The organism is Peribacillus sp. FSL K6-5616, from assembly GCF_038008245.1.
Lineage (GTDB): Bacteria > Bacillota > Bacilli > Bacillales > DSM-1321 > Peribacillus > Peribacillus frigoritolerans.
This window is the reverse complement of the sequence record NZ_JBBOYT010000001.1, coordinates 459773-475126: the sequence shown is the minus strand read 5'-3', so window position 1 is coordinate 475126 and position 15354 is coordinate 459773. Positions and strand designations below refer to the sequence as shown.

Here is a 15354-nt window from a genome sequence, read left to right as displayed (position 1 = left end):
ATTGTATAAGCCATAAAAAAATGTAGACAAACTCGATGAAAATCGAATTTGTCTACATTCTGTTCTATAAGATATGGAACTTACTTCTTTAAATGATATGGCACTGTCGTAACAACCACATTTCTTTTATAAAGTAAGTAAGCGCGAATCAGTAAACTTGATTGGTTATGAAGTATATTGTGCCAGCCCTTCTTCGGAATGAATTGGGGGATGATCACCGTAACTTTATAATTGGATTCACTAGCCTTATGTTCTACTGTATCCACAAATTTAGTTAGTGGCTGAATGATACTTCTGTAATAAGAATTCAGTGTAACGAGCCTTACATCCGGCTGCCATTTTTTCCATTTTTCTTCGAATTTCTTTTCATCATCTCTTTCAAAAGCGACATAAACGGCAATGACCTGATGTGCAGATAGAGATTTTGCATAATTTAAAGAGTTCTCAACCACATGAGTTATACCCGCAACAGGTACAATGATGATATTTCCTTCAATTGGTAAGATCGGCTCACATGTTGTAATCCTTAGTTAGTCTCCAACTGCTTCATAATGATTTCTAATTCGATGAAAAATTAAAATGATGATAGGTAAAAAAATCAAAACGGGCCAAACCTGACTAAATTTGGTTAAAAAGAATATCATCGTGACGATAAAGCTAATTATGGCACCAATTGAATTAATGGTTAATTTCATCATCCAGCCTTTTGGCTTTTCGCGAATCCATTTAACAATCATCCCGGTCTGGGATAACGTAAATGGGATGAATACACCAACCGCATAAAGCGGAATGAGATTTTCCGTATGTCCTTCAAATGCGACTATCAAGATGATGGATGCAAGTCCAAGTATGATAATTCCATTGGAATACCCTAAACGGTCCCCTCTGATCGTAAACGCCCTTGGTATGAATTTATCCTTTTGCCAGATTTACCGCAAGCAAAGGGAAAGCCGAATATCCAGTATTTGCTGCAAGTATCAAGATCAATGCAGTTGTACCTTGAATGAAGAAATACATGAAATTCCGTCCAAAGATCTCTTCAGCAATCTGGGAGACGACCGTTACCTCTGCGCTAGGAACAATGCTTAAATAATAGGCTAAGAATACGATTCCCGAAAACAAAACAGCTAGTAAGGAACCCATCGCTATTAATGTCTTTGCAGCATTATTCGGTGCTGGATCTTTAAAGTTCGGGATTGCATTGGAAATCGCTTCAACTCCTGTCAATGCGGAGCTTCCTGATGCAAATGCTCTTAGCAGTATAAATAAACTGATGCCGGCTACCGGAGTCCCGATTGACGCATGCAATTCCGGTGAGATTCCTCCCGTCAGAATCTTGTAAATTCCAACCCCAATCAAGATGAACAAGGCTAAAACGAATAGGTACACCGGATAGGCCAAGACAGAGGCCGATTCCGTAACCCCCCTAAGGTTCAAGATAGTAAGTAGGATGACGAAAATAATGGCTATGAGGACATTATAATCATGCAGGCCGGGAAAAGCGGACGTGATGGCATCCGTACCAGCAGAAACACTTACCGCGACAGTTAATATATAATCGACCAATAAGGATCCTCCAGCTATCAACCCTGGATTGACACCTAAATTGTTTTTTGAAACCACATAGGCTCCCCCGCCATGTGGATAAGCGAAAATGATTTGTCTGTAGGACAAAATCAAAGCGGTTAACAGGATCAATACTCCAATCGCGATGGGGATTGAATACCAGAATGCCGCAGCACCGACCGTGATCAGGACAATCAATATTTGCTCCGGCCCATATGCAACCGAAGACAAAGCATCGGAAGATAATATCGCCAACGCCTTTGTTTTATTAAGCTTTTGTTCACCAAGTGCATTCGATTTTAAAGGTCTCCCGATCAAGAACCTCTTTATAGAAGATAACATCAAGAATTCACCACCAGTTTAATTTATAAGTTTATGTTTCCCAGCTGTAGCAAAAAACGAGACGGAACACAAAAATGCCTACAAGTCATAGCTAAATAGACCTGTAGACATCAATTTTTTTGTCTAACAAGCTCCACCTTCCTTCTCATATAACGCTTACGAGGTTAGCTGTCGGATTCGGACCTAAGAGTAGCCCTACCTTTTAAAGGATTCACCCCTTGGATTGTAAAAACAATCCCAATAACGGGTCCCCCGCACCATAAGGTTTAAGCGATTTAGAAATATGAAACTGTTGATTATCATACTCCCGTGAAATGGAAAAGTAAATGAAAATTTTGCACAGAAATAGAATTATTATTTATAAACGAGGCTTTATTCTTGACTTATATAACAAAAGTCATGCATACACATGATTCGAAGGTAGGAAAGGAGGAAAGTAAACGTCTAAAAGGGATATTAAAGAGGACAATGAACAAAAGATACATTTCCAAAAAGGAAAAATGATCACCACATGGAACGTGATGGATCAAGTAAAACAGATCTGCCCCAGCTTGGATAGTCATTAAATCAGAATTTTCTCTTTCCGATTCCATTATTAATTCCCGTCCAATCGGGGGCATTATTCCACTGATCTACGCTAATCAGTTCCTTCCTTCTTGAATTGGCCTCAAATTGCTTTTTTTAAAGACAAAGTATTTCTGGCCAAGATAGTTAAGCACTGTATAAAAAATTGTTCCTATCAGAACAGCCAAATTTTGTTGTATGGATAAATGAACGGTTCCTTCCAGTGATTCTGCAATGGCTTGGCCTATAGAATAAGCGGCGGAATAACAAATCAGGATGACGCAAAAGAAACGGGCAACTCCTCGACGCCATTCTATATCGCTTTTAAAGGTAAAAGTCCTGTTCAAAAGAAAACTCGTTACAGCTCCCGTACCATTGCCGATAAAGGTGGAGATCCAGTAAGATAATTCAAGAACATTCATGAGAAAAAGCATGATGGAAAGTCCAACCGCTGTATTGACTATTCCGACCAATAAAAAGCGGATAAAGGAGTTAGTTTGTTTTAGATAGTTTTTCAATACTGTTCCGTTCATTGTCTAGTTGCTCCCGTTTTTTTAAATCGAGCGGATTAAATAGATCAAGATCAACAATATATTTAGGCCGGCGTTTGGATTCATTATAGATTTTACCTATATACTCCCCAATCAAGCCGACAGCAATCAACTGTAGTCCACCGATCAACCATATGGAGGTGATCAATGAGGTCCATCCAGTTTCGGTCTGCCCATAAAATTTCAACCATAAAAAGTAAGACCCAAAGAGTAAGCTAATGAAAAAGGAAAGACATCCTAGCCATAATACCAGCCGGATTGGTGTAACTGAAAAGGAAGTAATGCCATCAAGTGCAAAAGCAACCATCTTCTTAAATGGATATTTCGTTTCCCCAGCCAATCTTTCTTTACGGTCATAATAAACAGAGTCCGTCTTAAACCCAATAAGCGGTACAATCCCCCGTAAAAAAAGATTCGTTTCATCAAAGCGTTCCAACTCCGCGATCGCCCTTTTGCTCATTAGCCGGAAATCGGCATGATTATAGACAAGGTTGACCCCCATCTTGTTCATCAATTTATAAAAACCTGTTGCAGATGTTCGTTTAAAGAATGAATCAAGGTCCCTTTTCTGGCGGACACCATATACGATTTCACATCCTTCATTGAATTTCCGAATGAATTCCGGGATGACCTGAATATCATCCTGTAAATCTGCATCAATGGAAATCACACAATCCGAGGCTTCCTTGGCTGTAAACAACCCTGCCAGAAGTGCATTTTGATGTCCAGCATTCCGGGAAAGCTTTAGCCCACGAACATATTCATTATTAATCGTTTCTTTATAAATGATCTTCCACGTTTGATCCTTGCTCCCATCATCGACCAACAAAATTTTACTTTGACCGGAAACAACATTTTCATCGACCAACCCCCTCATCAATCCACAAAGCTGGGAAATGGTTTCCTGCAAAACGCTTTCTTCGTTATAACAAGGTACAACAATCGTTACAATCGGTGAATTCATTCTATTCCCCCCTTTTCACATGACTCTGTATAAATGAATTTTCCATACGCTTCCTTTTTTCGTGAAAACCCTATCCAGCACCAATCCGTTTTCCTTCGCGTTGTTGATTGGGATGGCAGAAAATATATACGTGCCGCCTAATCCTTTAAACGCATCCATGTTGAGGTCCAAATTTTCCAGCTCTTTCTTCGAGCCTTTCTTGAACATATAATGCTTCCCAAGCTCATCGGTAAACAGGTAACAACGTCCTCCCCATTCATCAAAGTAGATTCTGATGTTTTTATTCTTAGCCAATTCGTTTTCAATTATTTGACGAAATTGATGTTTGTAAGAAAGCGGATAAAAATTGTTATAGCTATCGAGCGTGTAAAATCCATTATATTGAGCGATTGCGGGATGCAGCGCAATGCTGGCAACACGATACTCTTCTTGTGGACGGTCTATATGATCTTTTATTTCCTGAAAAAGGCTTTCTGAATAGAACTCTTTAAAAGAGGGTTTTTTATTGTGAGTGATCTCTTCATTGAAACCCATTAAAATCAGAATTTGAATGGCGATGAAAATAGAAAGGGTTTTCTTAGCATAGTCGCTGTGTTCCCAAATGATTTTTATCGCGAGGGCAAACCCTAAGTAAATTACCATCGGCCTTAAAAAGTGAAATCTGGCAAAATTAAAGGTATCCAGGGTATGGAACCTTTCCGTTAAAGGAAGCCAGCCTTTATAAAACCAAAATGCGTACCACGCTGAGAGCATAAAATTCAAGCCGAATAAAAAAACATATACCTTCTCCTGTCTCCACAGTTTTTTGGTCAGAATAATATAAAGGGCAAAGACTGTAATCGGCAGGATGATAAGAGCATGTACAGTCATGACATGCGTATGTCCAAGAACGAAATTTTTGAAAGTAAGCTTAACGACCCAATCGAGCGGCAGCCTTGCGTGAAAATATTCATCTCTGCTGTTTGGCTCCGAATCAAAAATGAATGAAGCGACCAAACGATACTCCACCAAACCAAAAATGACGGTCATATAAACGATCGAAAGAAGAAACTTTATATTCCACCCTTTTCCCCTGATTACATCCGTTAGCCAAAGAAAACCCATTGCAACAAGGAAAAAGAAAAAGCCAAGCACGATGCTTGAATAAAGCGGTAAAAGTGTAAGGACCAAATAATTCTTCCAAGAATGATCCTTGCTGCGGATATTCAAAAAAGCCCAAAGGGCTAAAGGCATCCCAAGTGTACTGAGCATTCCCGATGGCCAAAATGGGGTAAGGGCAAAGGCTAAGGATGTTCCAACCCTAATCCAACCTGATAGTCTTCCTGTAACCAAATGTTTCTTCAATAAGATATACATACCAAAGAATGCAATAAACCTTGTTAATGCCTGGCTTATTGCATAAGCAACCATTGTCGGAAAAAGAGCATGAAGCCACACGATAATACTGAACTCACTGCCAAAAGCATTACGGGGCAGCCCATTCATAATCTGCGGAATTCTGGCGTCAATTGCACCGAATAACTCACCGCTTTCTGAAAGGACTTTATACCAGGCAAGGTTGGAATCCAAATTATCATGTACGCGAATATGCGCATTTTCTCCAAGGATGATTAAGGGGGAAAGATATAAAACAATGATGAGTAAGGCAAAAAGGATTTGTTTTCTCTCTTGATTTTCAATTGGCAAAATATCCACCTCTTGATTAAATTCATATATCCATAATATTTGGCTTCGAAGGTAAATCTATTCTTTTTAAGGGATTTATTTTAACCTATTTTGATATAGGTCAACCAATGACCACATAAAATGCAATAAGCATATAAAAGAACCTTAAAAAGGGGCTGGGCTATGATAAGGAAAGCGGTGATTCCAGCAGCCGGTTTAGGAACACGATTTTTGCCTGCTACGAAAGCTCAACCAAAGGAAATGCTGCCGATTGTCGATAAGCCGACCATTCAATATATTATCGAAGAAGCGGTACAATCAGGGATTACGGATATTATCATCGTTACGGGTAAAAACAAACGTGCCATCGAAGATCATTTCGATAAATCGATTGAGCTTGAAATGCTTCTGCAAATGAAAGGTCAAAATGATCTGCTTAAGATCGTGGAGAACATTTCCAACATGGTCGATATCCACTATGTAAGACAAAAGGAACCTTTAGGTCTGGGTCATGCAGTTTTATGTGCCAAAACTTTTATCGGAGACGAACCTTTTGCCGTCCTGTTAGGGGACGATATCGTGGATAGCCAGGTTCCAGCTTTGAAGCAGTTAATGGAACGGTATAACAAGGTTCGAGCAAGCATTATCGGATGTAAGGAAGTGTCACCAGCCGATGTCTCCAAGTATGGGATCGTAAACTTCCAAGAACGATATGAGGATTTATTTCTGGTAAGAAACTTAGTGGAAAAGCCAAAAGTGGAGGATGCACCATCAACACAGGCGATAATTGGCCGATATATTTTATCACCTGCGATTTTTGAAATCCTTGAAAACGTAAAGCCTGATCGTAAGGGGGAGATCCAGCTTACCGAAGCTTTAGACCTTTTGTTAGAAAAAGAAGCATTATATTCGTATATCATCGAGGGAAATCGTTATGACGTGGGCGATAAATTCGGCTTCCTTCAAGCATCAATAGATTTCGCCATGAAACGACCTGAACTTCGTGATCAGCTAATAAAATATATAAGGCAGTTGTTTCCTTAATGAAGTTAATATGACCATGCCCAATTACCAAAAAGAGGTGATTGGGCTATTTCCACATCGGATTAACACCCCTTTGGTTGTAAAATGATCCACTTACCATAATCCTCCAAGTGAAATATAACAGTTTATGCTTCCGTAAAATGTTACAGCAGAAAAAGTTGAACAGAGAAAGAATAGTTTTCTATAAGTGAGGTTATGTTGATAACGTATCCTTCATGAATGTTCCAAAACACGATACCCAGAAAGGATTGTAGAGAAACACATGCACAATAAAACCAATAATCCAATAATATCTGATGAATTTTTAGATCAAGTGGTTAAGGAAATCAATGCACAATTTGGCGGGCCCATCAATGAAAAAAATGATCGTTTCCAACATGGGGGCGATGATGAAAGAAGTTGAATTGAATCCCCCTTCATTAATCTAAAGCCCTCACGAAAAACTCTGGCTATATTCATCCAGAGTCTTTTCTCTGTAACTTTAGTTCTTCAATAAAATTATCCGCCCTTTCTTTAACGACTTGTCCAAACCAATTTAGCTTATCCTCATAGAATGATTACATGTAAGTATTTTAAAGAAAGGAGAAAAACTTCATTGAGCCACGCTGATGATGTCTTCCGCACTTCTCAAATGGTTCCAAAAGGAAGGCTGGTTTCCGGACATACAAAAGAGTTTCAAACAGATCCGATTGGGTTTCTGACCCGATTGTCCAAGGAATATGGGGAAGTCGCTAAATTCCGTTTAGGACCATTCCAAAATGTTTATCACGTTTTAAATCCTGATCTAATCAAACAAATACTTGTAACAAAACAACAATCTTTCGTCAAATCCAAGGACTTCAATCTTTTAAAACCGCTTATCGGTGAAGGTCTGCTTACAAGCGAAAAAGACTTTCATATGCGACAGAGAAGGCTTATCCAACCCTCTTTCAAAAAGACTCATATCAGCCAATACGCCAAGGATATGATTGATATCACAATGGATTATATATCAACTTGGCAACATGATGATGAACGGATTATAACGAAGGATATGATGAACATCACTCTCGGGATAATCAGCAAGACCATGTTCAGCATGGAATTCAAGGATGGATATGAAATCGTTGGGAAACCTTTGGAAACTGCATTGAGAATAACAGTCAAAAGGATGAGAAAGATTTTCCGTATGCCATTATGGGTACCGACTAAAATCAACCGTGAATATAAAAAGGCGATACAAAGGCTTGATAAAGTTATTTACGGCATTATTGAAAAACGGAAGAACGACACAGTAAAACATGAAGACATGCTAGGGATCTTGATGGACGCCCGTGATGCCGACGACGGGTTAGGCATGACAAGCCATCAGGTCCGTGATGAATTAATGACTATTTTTCTTGCCGGTCATGAAACGACAGCAAATGCTCTTTCCTGGGCACTGTATGCACTTTCGAAGCATCCGGAAATTCAAGCCAAGCTTTTCAATGAAGTCAATAGCATAATCGGTCAACGGACACCCAAGCCTGAAGATTTCATGAAATTACAATACACTCAAAATATCATTCATGAAACACTTCGCTTTTACCCGCCACTGTATATCTTATCCCGTGATGTGACGGAGGATGTCACAATAGGAGGATATCGCTTTAAAAAAGGCGATATGATACTAATAAGTTCTTATGTGATGCAGCATAACCCAGAGCATTTTGATCAACCGGAATCATTTATCCCTGAGCGATTTGAAAATAACTTTATGAAAAGCCTGCCTGCGTTCGCTTACTTTCCATTTGGCGGAGGGCCGCGGGTTTGTATTGGCAATCACTTTGCCATGATGGAAGCTGTGTTTGTCCTCGCCTGCATTGTAAAGCGATATAGGATAAAGCTTGCACCTGACCATCATGAAGTAACTCCCCTTCCCTCCCTTACACTCAGACCCAAGAATGGACTGCGCATGGTGTTAGAAGAAAGAGCTGCAGAAGCCTTTGAACCTGGTGCATCCAATTTTTAGTAATAGGGGTTTTTTCCTAATAAATATCGTTGTAATAACTGGCCTATCCTTTTAGAAAGGAGGGATGAAAAAATGTATTTGCTCCATTCACCACGAAAGGGAATCATCCACACTGAATTGCACTATTTAGGAATGGCATCGCAGGTATATACCGGTTATCTGCAATTTTTAAGCGAAATTGAACCGAAACAAGAAACCGAATACCTACAGGCGCCGCTCCCCTTTTCATATGGGAACGGATAGTTTCCCGCTTCGTACCTTATATTAAAGAAAAACCGACCTTGAAAGGTCGGTTTCAGTTTGTAGACAAAAGGGGTTCGGAATTAAAAAATTCTGAACCCCTTTTGAAATTCCCTTGAATTTTCGCCTAAAGTTTAGAGATTGGGGCTCTACGAGCCCACTATGTTAGGCCATTTTTGGACCTTGCCATGTCCAATTGGCCATCTTCTTTAAATTAATGGCAGCGAAAGTAAGCATCGCCTGCATCGACAATTTTTTAAGTCCCCTTAAAGTAGTCCAACGCATACCATGCTTTTCTTTTGCATCTGCGAATACACGCTCAATCGTTTCTTTACGTTTTGCATATATAGGTTTTACATCTTGATGATGACGCAGATGATCTGCTTCTTCCACATGTGTTTGCCAGATATGCCGTGTCACCACTTTTTGACAGTCTTTGCTTTCTGTACACCGAGATAAAAATGAGCATGTTGTACAAATTTGTTTTGGCGATTTGTACTCGCGATAGCCCTCTTTATTTGTTGTTGAGTACTTTAAAGTTTCGCCCGAAGGGCAAAGGTAACAATCAAAATGTTCATCGTATACATAGTCCTGTTTGCGGAAAAATCCTTCTTTGGTGCGAGGACGTGTATAAGGTAAAGCCGGTATGATTTCTTTGTTAAATAGGTAGCTTGTAATCGCTGGTGTTTTATAAGCTGCATCTGCGGCAACGGCTTCCGGTTTTCCAACTTTCTCAATCACTTGTTCAACTAGTGGCTCTAAGATCTGACTGTCATGTGTATTTCCAGGTGTTACAATCGTTCCCAATACAAAACCGTTGCGGTCTGCGGCCGCGTGGAATGAATAGGCAAACTGTTTTGTTCGTTCATCTTTCACATAGTAGCCACTCTCAGAATCCGTTGTACTTTCTTTAATCTCTTTGGTCTCTTCTTTATCAAATTTATCTGGTGGAAAAGGCTTTTTTCCATGGTTTTCACGATCTTGATTGATTTCTTCTTGAAGACGTCCTTGATACGCTCGTGTTTCTTTACGAACGATTTTCTTTTCAAATTTCCGTTTATTCGCACTGGCTTTCACATGTGTGGAATCCACGAAAACGTGTTCAGCACTTATTAACTTTTTATTAGCAGCTGTCATTAAAATGCGATAGAAAATCTGTTCAAACAGATCTGTATCTTTGAAGCGTCGCTCATAATTTTTCCCGAACGTAGAGAAATGAGGTACTTTATCATGGAAACCATAGCCTAAGAACCAACGGTAAGCCATATTGGTTTCAACTTCTTCAATCGTTTTACGCATGGAACGAATACCGAAGGTATATTGAATGAAAGTCAGTTTAACTAAAATAACTGGATCAATACTTGGGCGTCCTACCTCTGAATACATATCTTTCACCAAGTCATAAATGAAAGTGAAGTCAATGGCAGCCTCCATTTTACGAACCAAATGGTTCGGTGGCACCAATTGATCTAAAGTAATCATTTCAAGTTGATCTCGCTGAATAGAATCATGTTTAGAAAGCATCCTCATCACCTCAAGTTTTAATACTTCTATTTTAAAACAAACATGACTCCAGGCAAAAGTGTTCTATCTAAAAGGTAAGACAAAGTTGATTGGAACGGAAGGTACGAGACTCCTGCGGGAAAAGCGCGTCTAGGGGAGACCCCGCAAGGCGAAAGCCGAGGAGGCTCCCCGACCGCCCGCGGAAAGCGAGTGCCTGGAGTGGAAATCAACGTCCAAATTGTACAAGCCATAAAAATAGACAAACTCGATTTTCATCGAGTTTGTCTACAGTCTGAAACCGACCTTGAAAGGTCGGTTTTTTGTTATTCTGCAGTATGTTCCATAACCCTGGCCCCCGCAGCCGCAAATGCTGGCTGCAACAATCCTGATAGGATAAACTAAGCGACTACGACTATTAAGGACTGAAACTGATTCCATCAACTTATTTACTACTAAACAAATGCCAGTAATAATGCCATTAAACAGAATTATATTTCTCTCTTTTCAATAGGTATTTTAAAGAATGAAGAATTGCCAATTCAATCCCTGAAAAATCACCTAGCAGTTTTTTTCTTTGATTCATTTCATAAAATCCAATATTTTTAAATAACCTTCTTCGCCGGTTGGAAATCCATTCCCGTTCACCGGCCTAAATTGACTTTTTTCCGATTCATGATATATTAATATAGTACTTTAGTGCGTGAAAGCGTTCAATAATAGAAGAAACTTTTAAGTTTTACTGATAGACTATTTTATTAAAATTATGAAAGAAAGGCATGAATATAATGGGGAAGACTCATCAAGATCTAAAAAAGGGCCTATTGCCCAGGCATGTCCAGTTCATTGCTTTGGCCGGAATGATAGGAACAGGGATTTTTAAGGGGAGTTCCGATACATTAAATATGGCAGGCCCAAGTGTTGTAATAGCCTATTTAATAGGGGGGCTATTGTTATTCATTGTAATGGCCGCATTAGGGGAGATGGCAACCGCTTTTCCTAATATGAACGTCCAACATCTCATTAATAAAGCTTTTGGGTTTCAACTATCCTTCATTGTCGGATGGCTCTATTGGTTCAATTGGATTATCGTAATCATTGTAGAAATAGTCGCAGCCGGCAGTTTTCTACAATATTGGTTTCCTACAGTACCATTATGGCTGTTAAGCATACTTTGCGCTTCAGTAATAATAGGAATTAATTTGTTTCAAGTAAAATACTATGGAGAACTCGAATTTTGGTTCGCAGGAATTAAAATAATAACCTTAATTGCTTTTATCATTTTAGGAGCCTTGATCATGCTAGGACTCTTTCCTAGTTCGGCTTCATTTTCTAATTACACGGAACATGGTGGTTTTTTCCCCCAAGGAATTGACGGAATGTTAAGTGCACTTTTAGTGGTAATGTTTTCATATGGGGGTGCAGAATTAATTGGTGTAGCCGTCACGGAAACAAAGGATAGTCAGCGAGTCATACCAAAAATCATAAAAGGAACAGTATGGCGGGTGATTCTTTTCTATGTCTTGCCGATACTTATCATTTGCGGAGTAATACCTTGGAACCAAGTAAGCACTGAAGTAAGTCCTTTCGTTCAGGTTTTCAGCTTATCTGGTCTTCCCGGAGCCGCCGATATCATGAATTTCGTTCTTTTAACCGCTGTCTTATCAGCTGCAAATTCAGGTATATACGCTACCTCAAGGACACTGTTCACTCTTTCCCAGAACGGGGAAGCGCCCAAGGCATTTTTAAAAACAACGAAAAAGGGTATCCCGCTAAATGGTATATTTTTAACTACATTATGCATATTGGCTGGTGTGTTTTTATCCTATTTGTATCCCGACCTGATTTTAAGCTACCTTATGGCCATTCCTGGATTCACGGTTTTATTATTGTGGATCAGTATTTGTTCCGCGCAATTGAAACTGCGTAAGCAATACACTGGCAAACCAGGATTCCGGGTAAAATGGTACCCATATACAACTATATTAGCCATCACGGCTTTAAGCATTATCTTTTTGGCATTTCTCTTTAATAAGCAAAACATCATCGGGACTACAGTATGTCTTGTCACGTTAGTGATATTCATCCTTCTCTCATTTATTGTCAAACAAAAAAAATAGAAATATTATCCCCCCCTGAATTTTATTAGGGATTACAGACTGAAGGCAAACTCGATGAAAGTCGGGTTTGCCTTCAGTCTTTTTAGTGCCAGTACAGATTGGACGTCGATTTCCACTGAAGAAACTCGCTTTCCGCGGGGTTCCGGAAGCCACCTCGGCACCTTTTCCCGCAGGAGTCTCGAACACCCGCTCCAATTAACTGGAATGTTGTTTTAAAACTATAGACCAACTGGCGTTTAGTTTAAATTTGTCTATAGTCTGGCGGTTGCATCGATATGATTTCACCCCTAACCATGATTTCAAAACAAACTTGGGTTACTCCTTTGGGGATGCCTTTGGATTGAAGAAATTTGCGACACTCCTGCCGAATAACTGGCTAGTCGAGACCCCGCAGGCGCTTGCTTTGATGACGCTTGGCAGACATTCGGCGGAAAGGGAGCCGATTTCTGAAATCGACTGCAATTTTTTCTGAAGAATAAAAAGGAAACAAATTTGGATTTAAAATACTCCTTATACCCATTTTCAACATACATATGTTAAGATAACCAATGAACCAATCATCCTACAAATTCGAGGTGTGTATCTTGACCATATCTAAAACAAATCGCTTATCACTTGTAGAGCAAGTGGTTTCCCAAATCGAATCGTTAATCGAATCAGGTGAATGGAAAATAGGAAATCAAATTCCCCCTGAAATGGATTTGATCCAACAGTTCGATGTAAGCAGAAATACATTAAGGGAAGCTGTACGATCACTTGTTTATGCAGGGCTTTTAGTAACGAAACAAGGAAAGGGGACATTCGTAAGGTCATCAAGTGCCTTGGGGGCTGCTATTGAAAGAAGGATCCAGCAGTCAAGTATATTAGAAACGTTAGAGGTCCGTCATGCCCTTGAAAGAGAAGGAGCTCAGTTAGCGGCATTAAGACGTAATCAAGAAGATATAGAACAATTGCGGTTTCATATATCAGCATGCAGTAGAGCTGCCGAATCAAAGGATATCAAAGCCTACGAAGAAGCGGATATACAGTTACATAAATCGATTATGGTTTCATCACATAATGATTTATTGATTGATTTGTACGAACATATGGAACACTCCCTGCATGAATCCATCCATCAGATAGTGGAGATGAGTTCTGATGTGAACTTTCATTTGAACATTCATTGCAAACTTATAGATGCCATCATCGAACAAGATGTGAACCGGGCAATCGAAACAGTGAATGAATACATTGCACAATTCAAAAAATCTTTAGAGTAGTAAGGAGGAGAGTATGGGCATTCATCAAGCGGCAAATCAACTAGAACAAAGAAAAATGGATATTAAACCCAGAGTAGGACTGCTCATCATCGGAATCATTCTTCTTGGGGCAAATCTGAGGGCTCCCTTAACATCGGTTGGACCCCTTGTCACTTCGATCCGTGATAACTTGGGGATTTCCAATACATTATCAGGATCATTAACGACATTGCCTTTGCTTTCCTTCGCTTTATTATCACCGTTTGCACCTAGGATAGCACGGCGTTTTGGAATGGAGCTTACACTTTTCCTTTCCTTGGTATTATTAACGATCGGAATTGGGATACGCTCAGTTGGCGGGGTGCCGACATTGTTCATAGGGACCATTTTAATCGGGTTAGCCATTGCAATAGGCAATGTTTTGTTACCCAGTCTGATTAAACATAACTTTGCCAGGAACATCGGTTTGATGACAGGAACCTATGCTGTTTCCATGAATTTATGCGGCGCAATAGGTTCTGGGATCAGCATTCCCCTTGCTTCTTCATCCGGATTGGGTTGGGCTGGTGCCCTTGGATGTTGGGGGATTTTATCACTTATTACAGTTCTCTTATGGATGCCGCAATTAAGACGGCCATTCAACTCAGGTAAGGATGTACAAACGGCGCAAAAGGATAAAAAGATTAACTTATGGCGTTCTGGTTTAGCCTGGCAGATTACATTCTTCATGGGTTTGCAATCGTTTATTTTCTATACAGTAATTACCTGGATGCCTGAAATCCTGGAGCAAAAAGGCATGAATGCTGATGAAGCTGGCTGGATGCTATCCATCATGCAGCTTGCAGTCATTCCCATAACATTCCTTGTGCCAATTTTAGCTGGACGCTTACAAAGTCAGCGTCTGTTAGTGGTCCCGCCTGTCATCTTCCTTATATCAGGGATATTCGGCATATTATCCGGAAGCACTCTCTTCATCCCAGTATGCATGATATTGATTGGGATTGGAGTCGGAACCATATTCAGTTTATCGATGATGTTCTTTAGTCTTCGAACACAAAGCACCCATGAAGCGACTGAATTATCAGGAATGGCACAATCATTCGGGTACCTCTTAGCTGCCATTGGACCGGTATTATTCGGACTGCTTCATGACATTACACACAGCTGGACTCTTCCCTTACTGATGTTGGCCGCTATATCGGCACTTATTTTTATTGTTGGAATGCGTGCAGGAAATAATGAATATGTAACGACTCAATAAAGCCAGTAAAGATATAAAAGGTCCTAAACGGCCATGGCCCCGGTATTGTACCGGGGCCATTTACATTGTCATAACGTTGATAGGTTTTAACATTTTACTTTTCTTCATAAATGAAACGCTCCTCATAACTTAATTTTACTTACAAGATTAATAATACTTTTTTTCGGAACCACATTAGAGCATTAAACATCAATTTTAATGTGATTATTTTCATTCATGGCGATGTGTTTAATCGGGAGAAATGATCCTGCAATTTATTAAAGCATATCTTCTTATCAAATCCACCGTAAAATTCAAACTTTCTGT

12 protein-coding genes, 1 pseudogene and 1 riboswitch are annotated in these 15354 nt (G+C 39.7%); of the genes and pseudogenes, 8 read left to right on the top strand and 5 right to left on the bottom strand.

Translation table 11 applies throughout. The features are described 5' to 3' along the window. Window positions 1–80 precede the first annotated feature (80 nt). From MHB45_RS02275 to MHB45_RS02260, 4 genes and pseudogenes are all read right to left on the bottom strand, one after another. Window positions 81–1908 (bottom strand): annotated as a pseudogene (locus tag MHB45_RS02275) (APC family permease). A gap of 137 nt (window positions 1909–2045) precedes the next feature. Beyond that, window positions 2046–2191: riboswitch (cyclic di-AMP (ydaO/yuaA leader) on the bottom strand. Between the two features lie 358 nt (window positions 2192–2549). Further along, on the bottom strand, window positions 2550–3005 hold the full coding sequence (locus MHB45_RS02270; protein ID WP_048689838.1) for a GtrA family protein: 456 nt from the start codon (window positions 3003–3005) through the stop codon (window positions 2550–2552). Next, window positions 2965–3987 carry a glycosyltransferase family 2 protein gene (locus MHB45_RS02265; protein ID WP_048689841.1) on the bottom strand — a complete coding sequence of 341 codons (1023 nt, stop codon included), beginning with the start codon at window positions 3985–3987 and terminating at the stop codon, window positions 2965–2967. Before MHB45_RS02265 ends, MHB45_RS02270 begins: the two co-directional genes overlap by 41 nt. Before the next feature lie 15 nt (window positions 3988–4002). Beyond that, window positions 4003–5667 carry a DUF6044 family protein gene (locus MHB45_RS02260; RefSeq protein ID WP_176702887.1) on the bottom strand — a complete coding sequence of 555 codons (1665 nt, stop codon included), beginning with the start codon at window positions 5665–5667 and terminating at the stop codon, window positions 4003–4005. A gap of 168 nt (window positions 5668–5835) precedes the next feature. Here MHB45_RS02260 and galU point away from each other — a divergent pair, with 168 nt between their 5' ends. From galU to MHB45_RS02240, 4 genes are all read left to right on the top strand, one after another. Next, window positions 5836–6696, top strand: a complete 861-nt coding sequence (gene galU, locus MHB45_RS02255) for a UTP--glucose-1-phosphate uridylyltransferase GalU (protein ID WP_048689844.1) — start codon at window positions 5836–5838, stop codon at window positions 6694–6696. 262 nt (window positions 6697–6958) lie between these two features. Beyond that, window positions 6959–7099, top strand: a complete 141-nt coding sequence (locus tag MHB45_RS02250) for a hypothetical protein (RefSeq protein WP_095391400.1) — start codon at window positions 6959–6961, stop codon at window positions 7097–7099. A gap of 192 nt (window positions 7100–7291) precedes the next feature. Continuing rightward, the gene (locus MHB45_RS02245) at window positions 7292–8686 is read left to right on the top strand and encodes a cytochrome P450 (protein WP_340907280.1); all 1395 of its coding nucleotides are present in this window, start codon (window positions 7292–7294) and stop codon (window positions 8684–8686) included. A 72-nt stretch (window positions 8687–8758) separates the two neighbouring features. After that, window positions 8759–8929: a hypothetical protein gene (locus tag MHB45_RS02240; RefSeq protein WP_153246180.1), complete on the top strand. Its 171-nt coding sequence runs from the start codon at window positions 8759–8761 to the stop codon at window positions 8927–8929. Window positions 8930–9091: 162 nt separating this feature from the next. Here the strand turns inward: MHB45_RS02240 and MHB45_RS02235 are convergent, their stop codons facing one another. Then, on the bottom strand, window positions 9092–10450 hold the full coding sequence (locus MHB45_RS02235; RefSeq protein WP_072272405.1) for an IS1182 family transposase: 1359 nt from the start codon (window positions 10448–10450) through the stop codon (window positions 9092–9094). A gap of 764 nt (window positions 10451–11214) precedes the next feature. On the opposite strand from MHB45_RS02235, the gene MHB45_RS02230 reads away from it, so the two are divergent. The 4 genes from MHB45_RS02230 to MHB45_RS02215 all read left to right on the top strand — a co-directional run bounded on the left by MHB45_RS02230 (window position 11215) and on the right by MHB45_RS02215 (window position 15048). Then, window positions 11215–12546 carry an amino acid permease gene (locus tag MHB45_RS02230; protein WP_048689846.1) on the top strand — a complete coding sequence of 444 codons (1332 nt, stop codon included), beginning with the start codon at window positions 11215–11217 and terminating at the stop codon, window positions 12544–12546. A 247-nt stretch (window positions 12547–12793) separates the two neighbouring features. Then, window positions 12794–13018, top strand: a complete 225-nt coding sequence (locus MHB45_RS02225) for a hypothetical protein (protein ID WP_142398466.1) — start codon at window positions 12794–12796, stop codon at window positions 13016–13018. A gap of 112 nt (window positions 13019–13130) precedes the next feature. After that, a complete protein-coding gene (locus tag MHB45_RS02220; RefSeq protein WP_048689849.1) occupies window positions 13131–13808 on the top strand; it encodes a FadR/GntR family transcriptional regulator in 678 nt (225 codons plus the stop codon). Window positions 13809–13821: 13 nt separating this feature from the next. Beyond that, window positions 13822–15048 (top strand): CynX/NimT family MFS transporter, encoded by a 1227-nt coding sequence (locus MHB45_RS02215; protein ID WP_202186210.1) that lies wholly within the window; start codon window positions 13822–13824, stop codon window positions 15046–15048. Window positions 15049–15354: the final 306 nt, after the last annotated feature.

Bases quoted from the DNA above. Each gene is read 5' to 3' on its own strand.
- MHB45_RS02270 (WP_048689838.1), bottom strand. From the start codon at position 3,005: ATGAACGGAACAGTATTGAAAAACTATCTAAAACAAACTAACTCCTTT.
- MHB45_RS02265 (WP_048689841.1), bottom strand. From the start codon at position 3,987: ATGAATTCACCGATTGTAACGATTGTTGTACCTTGTTATAACGAAGAA.
- galU (WP_048689844.1), top strand. From the start codon at position 5,836: ATGATAAGGAAAGCGGTGATTCCAGCAGCCGGTTTAGGAACACGATTT.
- MHB45_RS02250 (WP_095391400.1), top strand. From the start codon at position 6,959: ATGCACAATAAAACCAATAATCCAATAATATCTGATGAATTTTTAGAT.
- MHB45_RS02240 (WP_153246180.1), top strand. From the start codon at position 8,759: ATGTATTTGCTCCATTCACCACGAAAGGGAATCATCCACACTGAATTG.
- MHB45_RS02235 (WP_072272405.1), bottom strand. From the start codon at position 10,450: ATGCTTTCTAAACATGATTCTATTCAGCGAGATCAACTTGAAATGATT.
- MHB45_RS02230 (WP_048689846.1), top strand. From the start codon at position 11,215: ATGGGGAAGACTCATCAAGATCTAAAAAAGGGCCTATTGCCCAGGCAT.
- MHB45_RS02215 (WP_202186210.1), top strand. From the start codon at position 13,822: ATGGGCATTCATCAAGCGGCAAATCAACTAGAACAAAGAAAAATGGAT.